This is a genomic window from Aeromonas sp. Y289-2, assembly GCF_027705925.1.
Lineage (GTDB): Bacteria > Pseudomonadota > Gammaproteobacteria > Enterobacterales > Aeromonadaceae > Aeromonas > Aeromonas veronii.
The window spans coordinates 918,171-936,801 of sequence record NZ_JAPDCH010000001.1 but is presented as its reverse complement, the minus strand read 5'-3'; the positions used below and the strand labels follow the sequence as shown (position 1 = coordinate 936,801).

Sequence of the window (18,631 nt, the reverse complement as noted above, 5' to 3'; positions counted from 1 at the left end):
ATCGAACAAGTTTGAGACTAGGGTGGACAAGGGATGGCTGACGATAACGAGTTGACGCTAAAAGACCCGGCTGCGGGCAAGAAAAAGAAGCTGATCATTATCATTGCCCTGGCGGTTATTTTGCTGGGCGGAGGTGGTGTTGGCGCCTTCCTGATGCTCTCCGGCTCCGATAAACCGCCTGCTGAAGCGGCGGAAGGTGCCGAGGCCACACCCAAGGAGGAAGCGCCTAAACCTTCCCTCTATGTCGGTATGCCGCGCCCCTTTGTCTTCAACGTCGCAGGTGCCCAGCGAGATCGACTGGTGCAGATCAAGATCCAGCTGATGGTGCGCGGTACCGCCGACGAGATGCTGGCCAAGCAGAATATCCCCCTGATTGAAGGCACCTTGCTGCGGGTATTCAGCGCAGCCAGTGCCGAACAGCTGATGACCTTTGAAGGCAAGGAGAAGCTGCGCAAGGATTCACTGGAAGAGTGCCGTCGGGTGCTCAAGGACCTAGTCTCTTCCCCCGTTATCGAACAAGTGCTGTTTACCGGCTTTGTAATGCAATAGGTGAAGCGTGAGCGATCTGTTAAGTCAGGACGAAATTGATGCCCTCTTGCACGGTGTCGATGATGTCGAAGAGGAAGAGATAGGCGGCGCTGGAGACCCCGGCGTAGCCCAATTTGACTTCTCCTCCCAGGACCGCATCGTCCGTGGTCGCATGCCGACGCTGGAGCTGGTGAATGAACGTTTCGCCCGCCATATGCGGATCAGTCTGTTCAACATGATGCGTCGTACCGCCGAGGTCTCGATCAACGGGGTGCAGATGCTCAAGTTTGGCGAGTATGTTCATACCCTGTTTGTGCCGACCAGTCTCAACATGGTGCGGTTCCGCCCGCTCAAGGGGACGGCGCTCATCACCATGGAGGCTCGACTGGTCTTCATTCTGGTAGAGAACTTCTTCGGTGGCGATGGCCGTTATCACGCCAAGATTGAAGGGCGCGAGTTCACGCCGACCGAACGGCGCATTATCCAGATGCTGCTCAAACTGGTGTTTGAGGATTACAAGGATGCCTGGGCGCCGGTGATGGACGTGGGGTTCGAGTATCTCGACTCCGAAGTGAACCCTGCGATGGCCAACATCGTCAGCCCGACCGAGGTGATCGTGGTCAGCTCGTTCCACATCGAGCTCGATGGTGGCGGCGGCGACTTCCACGTGGCGATGCCCTACTCCATGCTGGAGCCGATCCGCGAGCTGCTGGATGCCGGTGTGCAGAGTGACAAGGGGGATACCGACGTACGCTGGAGCAAGGCGCTGCGTGACGAGATCATGGACGTCAAGGTGGAGCTGCGGGCCAAGCTGCTGGAGACCGAACTCACTTTGCGTGAGCTGATGGAGCTGCGACCCGGCGATATCATTCCGGTCGATATGCCGGAAAATCTGCTGGTTTTTGTGGAGGACTTGCCCACTTTCCACGCCAAGATGGGCCGCACCAAGGATAATGTGGCGCTCAAGATCACCGACAAGCTCAAACGTCCGGAAGGGGTCAAGACGGAGATGCATCTGGTGACCCGGGGCGGGGTACGAATTGATGGCGAGGCCGAGCTGGAAGAGCTCGAGCGCAGTATCGAAGATCAACAGCGATAATTGACGGTTTATTACGGTAAACGGTCACGAAGTAGCATAAGGAAACAAGATGAGCGGAACTGAGGAAGAGGATCTGATGGCTGATGCCTGGGCTGCGGCTCTGGAGGAGCAGGTGACGGCGGAAGCCAAGCCAGCCCCGCTGGAAGAGTTGAAAGATGATGCCCCCATCAGTGCCGAGGAGCGTCGCAAGCTCGACACCATTCTCGATATTCCGGTCACTATCGCCATGGAGGTGGGCCGCAGCCAGATCAGCATCCGCAACCTGTTGCAGTTGAACCAGGGCTCGGTGGTGGAGCTGGATCGGGTTGCAGGCGAGCCGCTGGACGTATTGGTCAACGGTACCCTGATCGCTCACGGCGAGGTGGTGGTGGTGAACGACAAGTTCGGTATCCGCCTGACTGACGTCATCAGCCAGATTGAACGGATCAAGAAGCTCAAATGATGCGCCTCCTGTTGTTATTGCTGCCTGTTCCGGCCTTTGCCGAGACAGCGGCATCTGCCAACGTGCCTAGTCTGAGCTCCTGGTTGCTCTCCAGTCTGATGGTGATTGGTCTCATTCTGGTGCTGGGCTTTCTGCTCAAGAAGAGCAAGCTGGCGACCGCCATGGGGGGCGGCCAGATGCGGGTCATCGCCTCGTTGCCGGTGGGTTACAAAGAGAAGCTGCTGGTGGTCAAGGTGGGCGAACAGCAACTGCTGGTCGGCGTAACACCGCAGCAGGTCAACTTTCTCTACCGGCTGGAGGAGCCGCTGGACGAAAACCAGCCGCAGGCGTTTTCCCAGCAGCTTGGCAAATTGATGGGCAAGCATGAAAAAAGCTAACGGCTTATGGCTGAAAACGGGGCTGCTGGTCAGCCTGCTGATACCACTGTTTTGCTCCTGGCCTGCGCTGGCACAGGACGCCATGTCGGCGGTGACCGTCAAGACCATGGGGGATGGCTCTCAGGAGTACAGCCTGACCCTGCAAGTACTGGCGCTGATGACCGCGCTCTCCTTCTTGCCGGCCATGGTGATCATGATGACCTCGTTTACCCGCATCATTGTGGTGTTGGGTATCTTGCGCCAGGCGATCGGTCTGCAACAGAGTCCCTCCAACCAGGTGTTGATCGGCATCGCCCTGTTCATGTCGTTCTTCATCATGTCGCCGGTGCTGGATCGCATCAATGATGAGGCGTTGCAGCCCTATCTGGCCGAGACCATTCAGGCAAAGGAGGCGCTGGAGCGGGCCGAGTTGCCCATCCATCAGTTCATGCTGGCCCAGACCCGGATCAAGGATCTCAACACCTTTATGGAGATCGCCAACGTGCAGGTGGAGAAACCTGCCGATGTGCCGCTACGGGTGCTGATCCCGGCGTTTGTCACCAGCGAGCTGAAAACCGCCTTCCAGATTGGTTTTATGCTGTTCTTGCCATTTCTGGTCATCGATCTGGTGGTCGCCAGTATTCTGATGGCGATGGGGATGATGATGCTCTCGCCGATGATCGTCTCGCTGCCCTTCAAGTTGATGCTGTTCGTGATGGTGGATGGCTGGAATCTCATTCTGGGGTCGTTGGCCAACAGTTTCGGACTGGGTGCCGGTTAGCCGGTCGAGCGCAAGGAGCCCGAACATGAGTCCTGAAACCTTTGTCGACGTCTTTCGCGAGGCGCTCTGGCTGGTCAATATCATGGTCAGCGCCGTGATCCTGCCCAGCCTCGCTATCGGGCTGGTGGTAGCCATTTTTCAGGCGGCCACCTCCATCAACGAACAGACCCTGAGCTTTCTGCCCCGTCTTATCGTGACCCTGCTGGCCCTGGGAATTGGTGCTCACTGGGGAATGCAGAGTCTGATGGACTTCTTCATACTGATGGTCAATCAAATTCCCGAGGTGGTGGGATGACCTACACAACCGCTCTGATCATGGAGTGGTTGTCTTCCATCCTCTGGCCGCTGGCGCGGGTGAGCAGCCTGCTGATGGTGATGGCGGTGTTCGGCAGCCGCCTTGCTCCTGCGCGGGTACGGATGGGGCTGGCTTTGGCCATCACCTTTCTGATTGCCCCGCTGCTTCCGAAAATGCCCCCCATTGAACTCTTCTCGGTCGGCAGCTTTCTGGTATTGGGCCAGCAGCTGCTCATCGGTATTGCCCTCGGCCTGATGACCCAGTTTCTGATGGAGAGCTTCGTGATGGCCGGTCAGGTCATCGCCATGCAAACCAGCCTCGGCTTTGCCACCCTGGTGGATCCGATGAATGGCCAGTCGGCCCCCGTGGTGGGTCAGTTTTATCTGATGCTGGCGACCCTGGTGTTTCTGGCGCTGGATGGTCATCTGGTGATGCTGAGGCTGGTCATTCTTAGTTTCGAGACACTGCCTGTCTCCGAGCACGGCCTCTCGGTTTCATCCATGAAAACCCTGAGTGCGTTTCTGGGTGTGATGTATCAGGCTGCTTTGGTGATGTCGCTTTCAGCCATCGTCGCCTTGCTCTTAATCAACTTCGCCTTTGGTGTCATGACCCGGGCGGCGCCGCAACTCAACATTTTCAGTATCGGTTTTGCGGTCAGCATGATGTCGGGTCTGCTCATCCTCTGGCTCACTATCGGCGGGTTCCTCGGCCACTTCGACATCATGTGGGAGCGGGTGCAGGAGGTCAGCTGCGAGCTGATCAACACCCAGTGCTTCGGGGGCGCTCATGGCTGATACCGACCAGGAACGTACTGAACAACCCACGGGCAAACGACTGCAACAGGCCCGTGAAAAAGGGCAGATTGCACGTTCAAAAGAGTTGGGAACCGCCAGCGTGTTGCTCTCGGCGGTCTTTGGCCTGTTGATGCTCAAGGGCTCGCTGGCGACTGCCATGATCAAGGTAGTCACCATGGGCTTTACCCTGGACAGGGAGCAGGCTTTCGATCCCAATGCCATGATCGCTATGGTGCCGGCGCTGCTGGGGGAACTGGTCCTTCCGCTGGGACTCTTGTTTGCGCTGGTGGCGATTGCCGCTTTTATCGGCAACACCCTGATGGGGGGGATGAACTTCTCCACCGAAGCCATGATGCCCAAGATGAGCAAGCTGAGCCCGCTCAGCGGCCTCAAGCGAATGTTCGGGGTGCAGTCGCTGATTGAGCTGGTCAAATCCATCGCCAAGGTGGTGTTCATCACCCTGTTTGCCTGGTGGATGTTATCAAGTCAGTTTAATCACCTGCTCAACCTATCCATGGAGGGTTTCCCCGGCGGTATTATCGATGCGCTGGAGTTGTTTCTCTGGATGTTGATCATCCTCTGCTGCGCCCTGCTCCCCATCGTGGCCATCGATGTGCCGTTCCAGCAGTGGAACCACATGCGTCAGCTCAAGATGACCAAACAGGAGGTCAAGGACGAGTTCAAGGACAGCGAAGGCAAGCCCGAGGTAAAGGGCAAGATCCGTCAGTTGCAGATGCAGATGGCGATGCGCCGGATGATGGGGGATGTACCCAAGGCCGATGTGGTGATCACCAACCCGACCCACTACTCGGTAGCGCTCAAGTATGATGCGGGAAAACCCGGTGCCGCGCCCAAGGTCGTGGCCAAGGGCACCGATGAAATTGCAATGAAGATCAGGGAGATCGCCAGAGAGTACGAGATCCCCATCATGCCGTCACCGGCTTTGACCCGGGCTATTTACCACTCAACCGAGCTGGGCCACGAGATCCCGGAAGGGCTGTTTGCGGCGGTTGCCCAGGTGCTCGCCTATGTCTTCCAGCTCAAGAAATTCCGCCGCGGTCAGGGGCGCCGTCCCCAGCCGCTGGCTAAAGATCTCCCCATTCCGACCGAATATCGCAAATGACAAAGTTCTGACGTAGTCAAAATAAATCCATTGCATTTCAATGTCTTGTATTGTTGGCTTGATGTTTGCTTTAATCTGGCACCAGCAGGTTGAAATTGAGAAGCGCGATGGAATTCAAGGCAGTATTGGGCCAGTTCAAAGAGTACCGGGGAGTATTGGGCAAAGGCCTTGGTACCCCTCTACTGGTATTGGCCGCGCTCGGCATGGTGGTGTTACCCATCCCGCCGCTGATGCTGGACGTGCTCTTCTCCTTTAACATTGCCCTCTCCATCGTGGTGCTGCTGGTATCCGTCTATACCCGCCGCCCCCTCGAATTTGCTGCCTTCCCGACCGTACTGCTGCTCGCTACCTTGCTGCGGTTGGCGTTGAACGTCGCCTCGACCCGGGTGGTGTTACTGGAAGGTCATAATGGCAGTGCGGCGGCCGGCCATGTGATCGAGGCGTTTGGTAACGTTGTGATCGGCGGCAACTATGCGGTCGGCATCATCGTTTTCACCATCCTGATGATCATCAACTTTGTGGTCATTACCAAGGGTGCCGGGCGGATCGCAGAAGTGAGTGCCCGTTTTACCCTTGATGCGATGCCGGGCAAACAGATGGCCATCGATGCCGATTTGAACGCCGGTCTCATCAATCAGGAAGAGGCTAAGAAGCGTCGTCAGGATGTAACCCAGGAAGCCGACTTCTACGGCTCCATGGATGGTGCCTCCAAGTTTGTCAAAGGGGATGCCATTGCGGGCATCATGATCCTCTTTATCAACATCATCGGCGGCTTCATCATCGGGATGATGCAGCACCAGCTGACCTTCAGCGAATCGGCCGAGATCTATACCCTGTTGGCCATCGGTGACGGTCTGGTGGCGCAGATCCCCTCCCTGCTGCTCTCCATCGCCGCCGCCATCATAGTGACCCGTCAGAATACCGATCAGGACATGGGAACTGCGGTGCTAGGTCAACTGTTTGACAATCCAAAGGCGCTGATCATCTCGGCCGGGATTCTGCTGATGATGGGACTGGTGCCGGGGATGCCGCATTTCGCCTTCCTGAGTCTGGGGGCTCTCGCCGCTGCCGGCGCTTGGTGGTTGCTGCGCCGCGAGAAGCTGGCAGCCGCCAAAGCGGCCAAAGGCGAGCTGCTGCCTGCCACAGCCGAACAACCTCATGAGCAGAAAGAGCTGAGCTGGGACGATGTGATGCCGGTGGACATCATCGGGCTGGAAGTGGGTTATCAGCTGATCCCGCTGGTGGATCGCAATCAGGGTGGCGAACTGCTCAACCGGATCAAAGGGGTGCGCAAGAAACTCTCGCAAGAGCTGGGCTTTCTGGTCCCGGCCGTCCACATTCGCGACAACCTGGATCTGGCGCCAAACCAATACCGCATCACCTTGATGGGGGTCAGTACCGGCGAGGCCAATGTCTACCATGATAAGGAGATGGCCATCAATCCGGGGCAGGTGTTCGGCCAGATCCAGGGGATAGCCACCCGGGATCCCGCCTTCGGACTGGAAGCGGTCTGGGTTGCCAAGGAGATGGTCTCTCAGGCACAGACGCTGGGGTATACGGTGGTGGATACCGCGACCGTGGTGGCTACCCATCTGAGCCAGATCCTGACCAACCATGCGGCTCTGCTGCTGGGCCATGACGAAGTACAACAACTGCTCGATATGATTGGCAAACATCAGAGCAAGCTGGTCGAAGGGTTGGTGCCGGAAGTGATCAGCATGGGTAACCTTGTGAAGGTATTGCAGAATTTGCTCAATGAAGGCGTGCCAATCCGCGATATGCGCACTATCCTGCAGACCCTGGTTGAATACGCGCCGCGCAGTCCGGATCCGGAAGTGCTCACGGCCGCTTGCCGGATTGCCCTGCGTCGCCTGATTGTGCAGGAGATTGCAGGCCCCGATCCCGAGCTGCCGGTGATTACCTTGGCGCCGGAATTGGAACGTATATTGCATCAATCCCTGCAGGCTGGTGGCGGTGATGGTGCCGGTATTGAACCGGGTCTGGCTGAGCGGATGCAGCGTTCGCTGGTGGAAGCCACTCAACGACAAGAATTGGAAGGCCAACCGGCCGTGCTTCTGACATCGGGGATCTTGCGCAATACCCTGGCGAAATTTGTCAAGAATGCCATTCCTGGATTGCGCGTTCTGTCTTATCAGGAAGTGCCCGACGACAAGCAGATCCGCATCGTCAGTGCGGTAGGGCAGAACTAGTTAGCGGAGACGACGGGTGAAGATTAAGCGGTTTTTTGCCAAGGATATGCGAACGGCTCTGGCCGAGGTCAAGGAGACTCTCGGGCCTGACGCCGTCATCATGTCCAACAAGAAGGTCACCGGAGGGGTAGAGATAGTCGCCGCAGTCGATTATCAATCCCAGGTTCCGGGGCCCAAAGATGCGCCGGTTCGCCGTCAGCTGAACGATGAGAGCGTCAATATTTCGTCTGCTGCACGGCAGATGATCCGCCCCGAGCCGACGCCGGCGAAGGAGCAAAACGAACATTATGCCGATACTCTGGCCGCCTTGCTGGCGCGCCAGCAGAAGCTCAAGCCGGGCAATGGGGCGCCAATGGGCAATACCCAATCGGCCGGTTTGGCTGCTGCCAATGCAGCGCCCAGAACATTGGCCGAGCAGGGGCAGTGGGGCGCCGCTCCGGAACCTGCCAAGCCCAAGGCCCGGGTTGCCTCAGGCCAGCGCGCCCCTCAACCTGCCCAGCGGGATCAGGAGATGGAGGGGATGCGCAAGGAGATGGCCAGCATCCGCAAATTGCTGGAGCACCAGATCTCCGGGCTGATGTGGCAAGAGGTGGAGCGCCGCGAACCGATGCGGGCTCTGCTGATCAAGGAGCTCAAGAAGCTCGGCTTTGATGATGCCTTTGCCGATCAACTGGCGGGACTGATCCCCGAAGATATGTCCATCCATCAGGCGATGGCCCAGTTGGCCGAGGTGTTGACGGCCCAGCTCAAGATCAGCGAGGACGAGATCATGCGTCAGGGCGGCGCGGTGGCGCTGCTTGGCCCGACCGGGGTGGGCAAAACCACCACTATTGCCAAGCTGGCGGCCCGTTTCGCCATGAAGTATGGCGCCGAGCAAGTGGCGCTGATCACCACCGACAACTACCGGATTGGTGCCCATGAACAGCTGCAGACCTATGGCCGCATCATGGGTTGCCCGGTACGGCAGGTGCGTGATGCCGAAGAGCTGGCCAATGCCCTTTATCAGTTCCGCCATCGTCGGCTGGTACTTATCGATACGGCCGGGGTTGGCCAACGGGATATCCGGTTGACCGAGCAGCTCGATACCCTGGTCAAGAATGCCAAGGTACGGATCCGCAGTTATCTGGTGATGTCGGCAACTTCCCAGCGTCGGGTGATGCAGGAGGCGGTTGACCATTTCCGGCGTATTCCATTAAGCGGCTGCATACTTACCAAATTGGATGAAAGTCTGAATCTGGGCGAAGTGATTAACGTGTGTATCCAGAATTCATTGCCCATCAGCTATATCACTGACGGACAAAGGGTTCCGGAAGATATTCAGGTTGCCAATGCGGCGCAGCTCGTCGGGGCTGCCATGGGCTCGCTGGAGCGAGAAACAGAGGAGCCCTATTTCTGGGGCGCAGGCTTTGGCGAGGCCGAAGATTCGGAGTTTTATGAGTAACATGTATATGGATCAGGCGAGTGGTCTGCGCAAAATGCGTCAAAACAATCGAGTAAAAGTAATCGCCGTTTCCGGTGGTAAAGGTGGCGTGGGCAAGACCAACGTGACCCTGAACGTGGCCGGAGCCATGGCCGCCCAAGGCAAGCGGGTGATGGTGCTGGATGCCGACTTGGGTCTGGCCAACGTCGACGTCATGCTGGGGCTGCGGGTTCATCGTAACCTCTCTCATGTCCTGGCGGGTGAATGCACCATCGACGATATCATCGTCGAAGGTCCCTACGGCATGATGATCGTGCCTGCGACCTCGGGCACCCAGTCCATGGTCGAGCTTTCTCCGGTGCAGCATGCCGAGCTTATCCGTGCCTTCAGCGAGATGAAGACCCAGGTCGACATCCTGCTGGTGGATACGGCCGCGGGGATCTCCGACATGGTGCTGAGCTTCACCCGAGCAGCGCAAGACATCATGGTGGTGGTCTGTGATGAGCCGACCTCCATCACCGATGCCTACGCCCTCATCAAGATCCTCTCCAAGGATCACGGTGTGTTTCGTTTCAAGGTAGTGGCCAATATGGTGCGCAGTCTGCGCGAAGGGCAGGAGCTCTTTGCCAAACTGACCCGGGTCACGGATCGTTTCCTCGACACCTCGCTGGAACTGGTCGCTTGTGTACCCTATGACACCAATCTGCGTGCCGCTGTGCGCAAGCAGAAGCTGATTGTCGAGGCGTTTCCCAAGTCGCCGGCCGCACTGGCGTTCCGGGCCCTTGCCAACAAGGCGGCGAGCTGGCCGGTTCCCAACCAGCCGGGCGGCCATCTGGAGTTTTTCCTGGAAAATTTGTTGCAGAAACCGGCCACAACACAGGAAGGTTCCCGTGAATAAAGCCCAAGCGTACTTGCGTCATCAGGATTCCTATGTGCTGGTGGAGCGTCATGCTCCCCTGGTCAAGCGAATTGCCCAGCATTTGTTGGCTCGCCTGCCCAGCAGTGTCTTGCTGGATGACCTGATCCAGGCAGGTATGATTGGGCTGCTTGAAGCTTCCCGCAATTTTGACGGTAGCAAGGGGGCCAGCTTCGAGACGTATGCCGGGATCCGCATCCGTGGCGCCATGCTGGATGAGATCCGGCGTGGTGACTGGGTGCCCCGTTCAGTGCATCGCAATAGTCGCGCTATTGCAGAAGCGATCGAGAATGTCGAGCAGACTCACGGGCGTGACGCGCGAGATACCGAGGTTGCTGCCGAGATGGGGGTCTCCATCGCTGATTACCATGCGATGCTGCAAGACGTCTCTTGCGGCAAAATTATCGGTATCGAGGATCTGGGGGTCAGCGAGGATGTGATCGGCAACCCCGATGATGCTCCTTCAGGCTCGGGATTCGATGAATTGGCTGCCGAGCGATTTCAGATTCAATTATCCGAGCAAATTGGTCGTCTACCAGAGAGAGAAGCTTTGGTTCTCTCTCTTTACTACGATGAAGAGCTGAATTTGCGTGAAATTGGCGAGGTTTTGAATGTCAGCGAGTCGCGTGTGAGCCAGATCCACAGTCAGGCAATGCACAGATTGCGTGCTCGTTTGAGAGATTGGCATCTATAAGTGTTTGTACTGGCTACACTGAGATGAAACTCTAAGGCATAATCCGCACGACACAACCCGTTTTTAGCATCATGTAAGTGAGCCACTCTGGTGGCTATTTAGGAGGGAATTTTGGACAAGAACATGAAAATCCTCATTGTTGACGATTTTTCAACGATGCGCCGGATTATCAAGAACTTGCTGCGCGACTTGGGATTCAACAATACCCATGAGGCGGATGACGGCAATACAGCGCTGCCGATGCTGAAAAATGGTGATTTTCAGTTTGTAGTTACCGACTGGAACATGCCTGGCATGCAAGGTATTGACCTGCTTAAAGCCATCCGTGTCGATGAGAAGCTCAAGCATCTGCCGGTACTGATGGTAACCGCTGAAGCCAAACGTGAGCAGATCATTGAAGCCGCCCAAGCTGGCGTCAACGGTTACATCGTCAAGCCCTTCACCGCAGCAACGCTCAAAGAAAAACTCGACAAAATTTTCGAACGAATTGGCTAAGGAGCTGCAGGGATGATGGCCAAAACGAGAGCAATGATTTCGCTCGACCAGGCAAGGATGCTTGTTGCTCATCTGGAGCAAGGCGAATTTGAGCTGGCCGATGAACTGCTTGCCGAAGTATGTGCCCCCAACGCAGCCGATCTGTTTGAAAAAGTAGGTCAGCTGACCCGACAACTGCATGATTCACTTCAAGAATTTCGCCTTGATCCCCGTATTCCCGATTTGGCTACTCATGATATTCCCGATGCTCGGGAGCGCTTGAGCTACGTTATCGATATGACCGACAAAGCGGCCAATCGCACAATGGATGCGGTGGAAGCCAGTTTGCCGATAGCGGATCGCCTGAATGACAATATCCAGCTGGTGATGCCGAACTGGAATGCCCTGATGTCTCGTGACATGAGCGTGGGGCAGTTCAAATCCTTATGTCACCAACTTGATGATTTTATTAAGGCTTCAGAGTCTGATGCCGATAAATTACGGCAACTGCTGACAGAAATCCTGATGGCACAAGATTTTCAGGATTTGACAGGTCAGATGATCCGCAAGGTCATCAAGCTTGTTCAGGAAGTTGAAACAAAATTAATAGAAATGCTGACCATGTTTGGTGAGGCTTCTGCTGAGCATTCAACTCGTAGTATTCCTGTCAACGGGATTGAAGCAGAGGGCCCTATCATGAACCCCGAGGCTCGTGCCGATGTGGTCAATGGTCAGGATGATGTGGACGATCTGCTGTCTAGCTTGGGATTCTAATGGAGTGACGCATGGCCTTCGAAGTTGATGAAGACATACTGCAAGACTTTCTGGTCGAAGCATCCGAAATATTGGAACAGTTGTCTGAACAACTGGTCGACTTGGAAAAGCGGCCCGATGACAAGAACCTGTTGAATGCCATCTTTCGCGGTTTCCATACCGTGAAAGGGGGGGCAGGTTTTCTGTCGCTCGGTGAACTGGTTGATGTATGCCACGGTGCGGAAAACGTGTTCGATATCTTGCGTAATGGCAAGCGAACCGTTACTGCGGAGCTGATGGATGTGATCCTGCAAGCGCTGGACGCCATCAATGTCATGTTCGCCCAGGTTCAAAATCGCGAAGCACCCAGCCCTGCGTCAGATGATTTGCTTCATGACCTCCACGAGTTGTGCAAGCCGGAAGGGGAAGAGCAACTGCGCACTGCTACCAGTGCGGCTGCGGCTTTAGAATCTGAACCTGCAGTACCGGTAGTTGTTGAAGAAGTTGTTCCAGACGTTGTTGAACCCGCAGCCACCAGCAACGAGCCTGCTCCTGTCAATGGCGGCGGCTCGATAGATGAAATTTCTGCAGACGAATTTGAACGCCTGCTGGACGAGCTCCACGGCGTGGGTGGGGCTCCGACCAAGACGGCTGCAGAAGCCCCGATAGCGGGTGGCTCTGGCGATATCACCGATGATGAGTTTGAGGCCTTGCTGGACCAGCTTCATGGCCAGGGACAGCACATGGGGGCGCCAGAGGTGAATCCTCTGAAATCGGTGCAAAAAGAGGTGGACGAGCTTATCGATGATGATGAGTTTGAACGCCTGCTTGATGAATTGCATGGTCGTGGTCAAGGGCCTCAGAGTACTATGGCACCTGCCGCACCTGCCGCACCTGCCGCACCTGCCGCACCTGCCGCACCTGCCGCACCTGCCGCACCTGCCGCACCTGCTGCGGTGACTCCGCCCAAACCGGCCACTCCTGTTGCCAAACCAGTACCGGCAGCCCCCGCAAAACCCGCTGAAGCAGCCAAGGCACCAGCGCCTGCCGCCAAGGCTGCGCCTGCGCCAGCAGAAAACAGTGCCGTGCAAAGCGATACGACGGTGCGGGTGGATACCAAGACCCTCGATGTCATCATGAACATGGTAGGTGAGTTGGTACTGGTTCGTAACCGGCTGGTGAGCCTAGGTATTGCCAGCAATGATGAAGAGATGTCAAAGGCGGTTGCCAATCTGGATGTGGTAACGGCTGACCTGCAAGGTGCGGTGATGAAAACCCGCATGCAGCCAATCAAGAAGGTATTTGGTCGTTTCCCGCGCGTGGTGCGTGACCTGGCCAGAACCCTCAAGAAAGAGATTGAGCTGGTGATGGTGGGGGAAGAGACCGATCTTGATAAAAACCTGGTAGAGGCGCTCGCCGATCCTCTGGTTCACCTTGTTCGCAACTCATGCGATCACGGGGTCGAAATGCCGGATGTGCGAGAGAAAGCGGGCAAGCCGCGGCAAGGGACAATCACCCTTAGCGCCTCCCAGCAAGGTGATCATATTCTGCTTTGCATCGAGGATGATGGGGCAGGGATGGATCCTGAGAAACTCAAGTCTATTGCCATCAGTCGCGGTGTTCTGGATGCAGATACTGCCGCTCGCATGAGCGACAACGATGCCTATAACCTGATCTTTGCCCCGGGCTTTTCAACCAAGGCCGAGATCTCTGATATCTCTGGCCGTGGTGTCGGAATGGATGTGGTTAAAACCAGCATTGTCAGCCTCAATGGGTCGGTGCATATAGATTCCACTTGGGGGAAAGGTACCCGTCTTGAAATCAAGGTTCCGTTGACGTTAGCCATTCTGCCGACTCTGATGGTGGAAGTGGGTGAGCAGACCTTCGCACTTCCCCTTGGTTGTGTGAACGAGATTTTCCATCTGGATCTGAAAAAGGCCAACATGGTTGATGGCCAGCTCACCATCATTGTGCGCGAGAAGGCGATACCGCTCTTCTATCTGCACAAATGGTTGATTCGTGGCGCCAACAAACGTTCACGTCAGGATACCGGACATGTGGTGATCGTGCAGATTGGCACTCAGCAAATCGGGTTTGTGGTAGATAGCCTGATTGGTCAGGAAGAGGTGGTGATCAAGCCACTTGATAACCTGCTGCAAGGCACCCCTGGCATGGCCGGGGCGACGATTACCAGTGATGGCGGAATTGCTCTTATTTTGGATGTGCCGAGTCTGCTCAAAGCATATGCGCGTAGACATTAATAGCTCAGGCCCAAGGAGTTAGAAAAACAACAATGGCAGTCAAGGTATTAGTTGTCGACGATTCGAGCTTCTTTCGCCGTCGGGTGAGCGAGATCATCAATCAGGATCCCATGCTGACGGTGATTGATACGGCCCAGAATGGACGTGAGGCGGTGGACAAGGCGCTGTCACTGCGCCCTGATGTGATCACCATGGACATAGAGATGCCCGTGATGGATGGCATCAGTGCGGTGCGGGAGATCATGGCCAAGTGCCCAACCCCCATTCTGATGTTCTCCTCCCTGACCCATGAAGGGGCCAAGGCTACGCTGGATGCGCTGGACGCCGGTGCCCTAGACTTCTTGCCCAAGAAGTTTGAGGACATTGCCAGAGACAAAGATGAAGCGGTCAGACTGTTGCAACAACGGGTGAAGGAGATCTCTCGCAAGCGCTTCCTGATGACATCAGCTGCTCGCCCCAAAGCACCTGAACCGGTTACTCGTGCTCCGCTGGGCAGCACTGCGCCCAGAACTCCTGATCGTCAGCTTGACCTGCAACGTACGGTGCCAAGTGCCTCATTCAAGCGCAGTGGCAAGAGTTATCAGTTGGTGGCGATTGGCACTTCTACCGGCGGACCAGTTGCTTTGCAAAATGTGCTGACCAAGTTGCCGGGGGATTTTCCCCATCCCATCTTGCTTATCCAGCATATGCCAGCCACTTTTACTGCCGCGTTTGCTGCCCGTCTCAACGGGTTATGTCAGATTGGCGTCAAGGAAGCGGAAGATGGCGATGTGCTTAAACCAGGGCATGCCTATCTTGCTCCCGGTGGCAAACAGATGCTGCTGGAAGGTCGTGGTGCAGGGGCCCGCATTCGCATTGTGGATGGCAACGACAAGGTCAATTACAAGCCTTGTGTGGACATCACTTTTGCCTCTGCGGCCAAAACCTATGCCGACAAGGTATTGGCGATTGTGCTGACCGGTATGGGGGCTGATGGCCGTGATGGAGCCAGACTGCTGAAAGAGCAGGGATCAACCATCTGGGCTCAGGATGAGGCTTCCTGCGTGGTATATGGTATGCCCCAAGCAGTAGCCAAAGCGGGGATTGCCAGCGAATCACTCCCTCTGGACAAGGTGGCCCAGCGTATTCTGGTTGAGTTGGGGCGCTAATCATGGGCTTGCTCGGTCTGCTCCTGGCATTGGGGGCTATTGCCATCGCGCAACTGTGGCATGGCGGCTCCCTGTTGACGCTGGTGGACGGCCCCGCTTTTTTGATCGTACTGGGTGGTACCGTTGGTGCCGTCACGTTGCAGACCCCAGCCAAGTACATCTTGCTGGCGTTGCGCCAGCTGTTATGGATTTTTACCCCTCCCCGCCAGGATCTTGCGACGCAGGCCGAACGGTTGCAGTCATGGGCCGTCTTTGCGCGCCAGCAAGGGCTGCTTGCCCTTGAAAATCAGGCCGAGCAGGAGGAGGATAACTTTACCCGCCAAGGGCTTGGTATGATTGTCGATGGGGTCTCCACAGAGGATATCCGTATGCTGCTGGAAGCGGACATCGATATCGAGCAGGAGCGCAATGAACATGCCGCCAGGGTATTTGAAGCCATGGGGGGGTACAGTCCGACCATCGGGATCATCGGTGCCGTGCTGGGCCTGATCCAGGCCATGTTTCATCTCGAAGACCCGTCAGCGCTAGGGGCGGGGATCGCAGTGGCATTTGTGGCAACCATCTATGGAGTGGGGTTTGCCAATCTCATCTACCTGCCTATCGCCAACAGGCTACGCGCATTTCACTATCACTATGCACTCTTTCAGGAGATGACCCTGGAAGGGCTGCTGGCTATCGCCCATGGTGAAAACGGCTTGCAGGTTGAACGCCGGCTCAGGGCCTATTTGAAAGGAGAGTAGCCATGCGCAAGCGCTATCGGTTGCACTTGCAGGGTCGCGAGCATCTTGACCGCTGGCTGGTCTCCTATGCCGATTATATGACGCTGATCTTTGCTTTGTTCGTGGTGCTTTACTCTGTTGCGCTGGTGAACAAGGACAAGTATCGCGCGGTGATTGATGGTATGAGCCAGGCGTTCAGTGTCATGCAGTCTGGCGGCAATGGCTTGCTTGAAGGGCAGGGTAATTCCCTGCTGGATAACGCGGTATCTGCCTCTCCATCGTTGTTGGAAAGCCCAGCATCCCCCTCTCCTTCACTTGCTCCCATTTCTGCAGTGCCAGTACTGCAAGATGGCACGACACTTGCGAAACTTGATATGCAGTTGCAACAGAGTATGGGCTCGCTAGTGGATGCCGGTATCGTCAAACTGACACAAGATGAGAACTGGCTGACGGTTGAACTCAGTTCAGGCTTGTTGTTTGGCAGCGGCAGTGCCTTTTTGGGACCAAACGCTGCACCGGTCATTAATACTCTTTCAAGTATTCTCAAACCGGTCGATAACTATGTAAGGGTTCGGGGTTATACCGATAACCAACAGATAAATAATGAAATTTATCGTTCTAACTGGGCGCTTTCTGCTGCTCGGGCCGAGGCGGTACTCAATGGTTTGATTGCCGATGGGATCGCCCCCCAGCGTCTGGCGTTCGAGGCATATGGCGAGTTTTCCCCCTTTGCTGACAACGGCAGCGAGCAGGGCAGACTGCAGAATCGCAAGGTTGTGGTCGCTATCTCCAAATTTGCCTGGGTGCCGCCGGCACCTGTGGTTGCAACGCCTACGGTAGTTGCCGAACCGGTTCCTGCTGTACAACAGGCGGTGGATGCAGGAGAGATAAAGGTGATCACCTTGCCCGGTGGTGGCATACGCATAACAACAAGGCAGGATTGATACAGTGATTGTTTGGACGGTTGCCAACCAGAAAGGTGGTGTGGGTAAAACCACCACAGTGGTCTCGCTTGCGGGGATCCTGGCCCAGCGTGGCCAGCGGGTGCTGTTGATTGATACCGATCCCCATGCTTCGCTGACTGCATATCTTGATTTTGATTCAGATCGCCTGGATGGAACCCTCTATGAGTTGTTTCAAGCTGTCAAACCCACAGCCGAGCTTGTCAATAAACTGACGCTCAAGACCAAGTTCGAAAATATCAACTTACTGCCAGCATCTATTACCTTGGCGACCCTTGATCGGGTGATGGGCAATCGTGAGGGGATGGGACTGGTACTGAAGCGGGCACTGCTGCGCATCCAGGATCAATATGATTACGTGTTGATCGATTGCCCGCCAGTGCTGGGGGTGATGATGGTCAACGCGTTGGCTGCCTGCGATCGCATTCTGGTGCCTGTCCAGACCGAATTTCTGGCCCTCAAGGGGTTGGAGCGGATGATGAAAACATTCGAGATCATGCAGCGTTCCAAGCGTGACAAGTTCCGTTATACCGTGATCCCGACCATGTTCGACAAGCGCACTCGTGCCTCTCTGATGACCTTGAAGTCGATCAAGGATCAATATGGGGATTCAGTGTGGAATGCGGTAATCCCTATTGATACCAAGTTTCGGGATGCCAGCTTGCTGCATATCCCCCCGTCTATCTATTCTCCCGGGAGTCGTGGAACCTATGCATATGAAACGCTGCTCAACCATCTTGATGCCCTTGAGCGGCAACGGGTTCATGAGGTGACGGCATGAGAGATACCATTCAAGTTCGGGCGATGGATGACTATTTCCACTCCCTGTTGCTCGATGAGCCACTGGTGCTGGATGAAGTGGAAGAGGTTCAATCTGCCCCTGTTTTACAGTTGCAACGTCAGCCCCAAAGCGTCCCCGAGGTAGTCGCCGCACCATACCTCGAAAGCGATCCACGGCTTGCCCAGCTCGGTGAGCTATTGGCTCAGGTGGGACAAGTCCAGTTCGAAAATGATGCCTTCACCCAGGAGATAACACTCACCGCACCGCTGGAGATTGTGGCAGAGGAATCACTGCTGCCGGTGGAGCCTGAGTGGCCTGCGGAGGTGCTGCTCCCCGAGGTTGCGGAGCCCCATACTACTATCCTGACCGAGACAGCGCTGGAGGTTGCTCCGGTCGAGGCCAGTGAACCTGTTACCTGGGAAAATATCGATACCGGTAAAGAGTTTCAGGCCCTTTTCTTTGAAGTCGCGGGCGTGACGTTTGCGGTGCCGTTGACCGAGCTGGGTGGTATTCATCAGTTGGGCGAGATCACCTCCCTGTTTGGCCAGCCTAGCTGGTACAAGGGGATCATGACCTCCCGCGAGCAGAAGATGAATGTGGTCGATACTGCCCAGTGGGTCATGCCGGGTCAGCATCTCGAGATGGATGATTACAAGTATTTGATTATGCTTGGTGAATCTCCGTGGGGATTAGCCTGCCATCATCTCAAAGGGACTGAATTGTTACACCGTGACCAGGTGAAATGGCGCCATCAGGAGGGCAAGCGCCCCTGGTTGGCTGGCATGGTCAAAGAAAAAATGTGTGCCCTGTTACACGTCCGCGAACTGCTCCTGTTGCTGGAGCGTGGGGTTAACATAGAAGGTCGCTGATAACTT

General features: G+C 56.0%; 20 protein-coding genes. All 20 read left to right on the top strand.

What is annotated here, in order from left to right:
- Positions 1-33 precede the first annotated feature (33 nt).
- The 20 genes from fliL to OKC43_RS04095 all read left to right on the top strand — a co-directional run bounded on the left by fliL (position 34) and on the right by OKC43_RS04095 (position 18,625).
- Positions 34-549, top strand: coding sequence for a flagellar basal body-associated protein FliL (gene fliL / locus OKC43_RS04190; RefSeq protein ID WP_270803962.1), 516 nt, complete (start codon positions 34-36; stop codon positions 547-549).
- A gap of 7 nt (positions 550-556) precedes the next feature.
- Positions 557-1,627, top strand: a complete 1,071-nt coding sequence (gene fliM / locus OKC43_RS04185; protein ID WP_005334736.1) for a flagellar motor switch protein FliM — start codon at positions 557-559, stop codon at positions 1,625-1,627.
- 49 nt (positions 1,628-1,676) lie between these two features.
- Positions 1,677-2,069 carry a flagellar motor switch protein FliN gene (fliN, locus tag OKC43_RS04180; RefSeq protein WP_005298791.1) on the top strand — a complete coding sequence of 131 codons (393 nt, stop codon included), beginning with the start codon at positions 1,677-1,679 and terminating at the stop codon, positions 2,067-2,069.
- Complete coding sequence (fliO, locus tag OKC43_RS04175) at positions 2,066-2,446, top strand: flagellar biosynthetic protein FliO (protein WP_005362049.1); 381 nt, start codon at positions 2,066-2,068, stop codon at positions 2,444-2,446. Before fliN ends, fliO begins: the two co-directional genes overlap by 4 nt.
- Positions 2,433-3,206 carry a flagellar type III secretion system pore protein FliP gene (fliP, locus tag OKC43_RS04170; protein WP_005334729.1) on the top strand — a complete coding sequence of 258 codons (774 nt, stop codon included), beginning with the start codon at positions 2,433-2,435 and terminating at the stop codon, positions 3,204-3,206. Before fliO ends, fliP begins: the two co-directional genes overlap by 14 nt.
- A 25-nt stretch (positions 3,207-3,231) precedes the next feature.
- Positions 3,232-3,501, top strand: coding sequence for a flagellar biosynthesis protein FliQ (gene fliQ / locus OKC43_RS04165; protein WP_005334727.1), 270 nt, complete (start codon positions 3,232-3,234; stop codon positions 3,499-3,501).
- Positions 3,498-4,295, top strand: coding sequence for a flagellar biosynthetic protein FliR (gene fliR / locus OKC43_RS04160; RefSeq protein ID WP_058055733.1), 798 nt, complete (start codon positions 3,498-3,500; stop codon positions 4,293-4,295). The genes fliQ and fliR overlap by 4 nt, the downstream gene beginning before the upstream one ends.
- Complete coding sequence (flhB, locus tag OKC43_RS04155; protein ID WP_005334720.1) at positions 4,288-5,418, top strand: flagellar biosynthesis protein FlhB; 1,131 nt, start codon at positions 4,288-4,290, stop codon at positions 5,416-5,418. The genes fliR and flhB overlap by 8 nt, the downstream gene beginning before the upstream one ends.
- A gap of 107 nt (positions 5,419-5,525) precedes the next feature.
- Positions 5,526-7,628, top strand: a complete 2,103-nt coding sequence (flhA, locus tag OKC43_RS04150; protein WP_005353675.1) for a flagellar biosynthesis protein FlhA — start codon at positions 5,526-5,528, stop codon at positions 7,626-7,628.
- A gap of 16 nt (positions 7,629-7,644) precedes the next feature.
- Positions 7,645-9,069, top strand: coding sequence for a flagellar biosynthesis protein FlhF (flhF, locus tag OKC43_RS04145; RefSeq protein WP_069529541.1), 1,425 nt, complete (start codon positions 7,645-7,647; stop codon positions 9,067-9,069).
- A 1-nt stretch (position 9,070) separates the two neighbouring features.
- Positions 9,071-9,946: a MinD/ParA family protein gene (locus OKC43_RS04140; RefSeq protein WP_013723550.1), complete on the top strand. Its 876-nt coding sequence runs from the start codon at positions 9,071-9,073 to the stop codon at positions 9,944-9,946.
- Positions 9,939-10,658: an RNA polymerase sigma factor FliA gene (locus OKC43_RS04135; protein ID WP_019444723.1), complete on the top strand. Its 720-nt coding sequence runs from the start codon at positions 9,939-9,941 to the stop codon at positions 10,656-10,658. Before OKC43_RS04140 ends, OKC43_RS04135 begins: the two co-directional genes overlap by 8 nt.
- Before the next feature lie 123 nt (positions 10,659-10,781).
- The gene (gene cheY, locus OKC43_RS04130) at positions 10,782-11,153 is read left to right on the top strand and encodes a chemotaxis response regulator CheY (protein ID WP_005334709.1); all 372 of its coding nucleotides are present in this window, start codon (positions 10,782-10,784) and stop codon (positions 11,151-11,153) included.
- A 12-nt stretch (positions 11,154-11,165) separates the two neighbouring features.
- Positions 11,166-11,906 (top strand): protein phosphatase CheZ, encoded by a 741-nt coding sequence (locus tag OKC43_RS04125; protein WP_005353668.1) that lies wholly within the window; start codon positions 11,166-11,168, stop codon positions 11,904-11,906.
- Between the two features lie 11 nt (positions 11,907-11,917).
- A complete protein-coding gene (locus tag OKC43_RS04120) occupies positions 11,918-14,146 on the top strand; it encodes a chemotaxis protein CheA (RefSeq protein ID WP_270803961.1) in 2,229 nt (742 codons plus the stop codon).
- Positions 14,147-14,178: 32 nt separating this feature from the next.
- Positions 14,179-15,294, top strand: coding sequence for a protein-glutamate methylesterase/protein-glutamine glutaminase (locus OKC43_RS04115; RefSeq protein WP_270803960.1), 1,116 nt, complete (start codon positions 14,179-14,181; stop codon positions 15,292-15,294).
- A 2-nt stretch (positions 15,295-15,296) separates the two neighbouring features.
- Positions 15,297-16,034 (top strand): flagellar motor protein, encoded by a 738-nt coding sequence (locus OKC43_RS04110; protein WP_005343988.1) that lies wholly within the window; start codon positions 15,297-15,299, stop codon positions 16,032-16,034.
- A gap of 2 nt (positions 16,035-16,036) precedes the next feature.
- Positions 16,037-16,957, top strand: coding sequence for a flagellar motor protein MotB (locus OKC43_RS04105; protein WP_267511606.1), 921 nt, complete (start codon positions 16,037-16,039; stop codon positions 16,955-16,957).
- A gap of 4 nt (positions 16,958-16,961) precedes the next feature.
- Positions 16,962-17,756, top strand: a complete 795-nt coding sequence (locus OKC43_RS04100; RefSeq protein ID WP_005334696.1) for a ParA family protein — start codon at positions 16,962-16,964, stop codon at positions 17,754-17,756.
- Positions 17,753-18,625, top strand: coding sequence for a chemotaxis protein CheW (locus tag OKC43_RS04095; protein ID WP_270803959.1), 873 nt, complete (start codon positions 17,753-17,755; stop codon positions 18,623-18,625). Before OKC43_RS04100 ends, OKC43_RS04095 begins: the two co-directional genes overlap by 4 nt.
- Positions 18,626-18,631 lie beyond the last annotated feature (6 nt).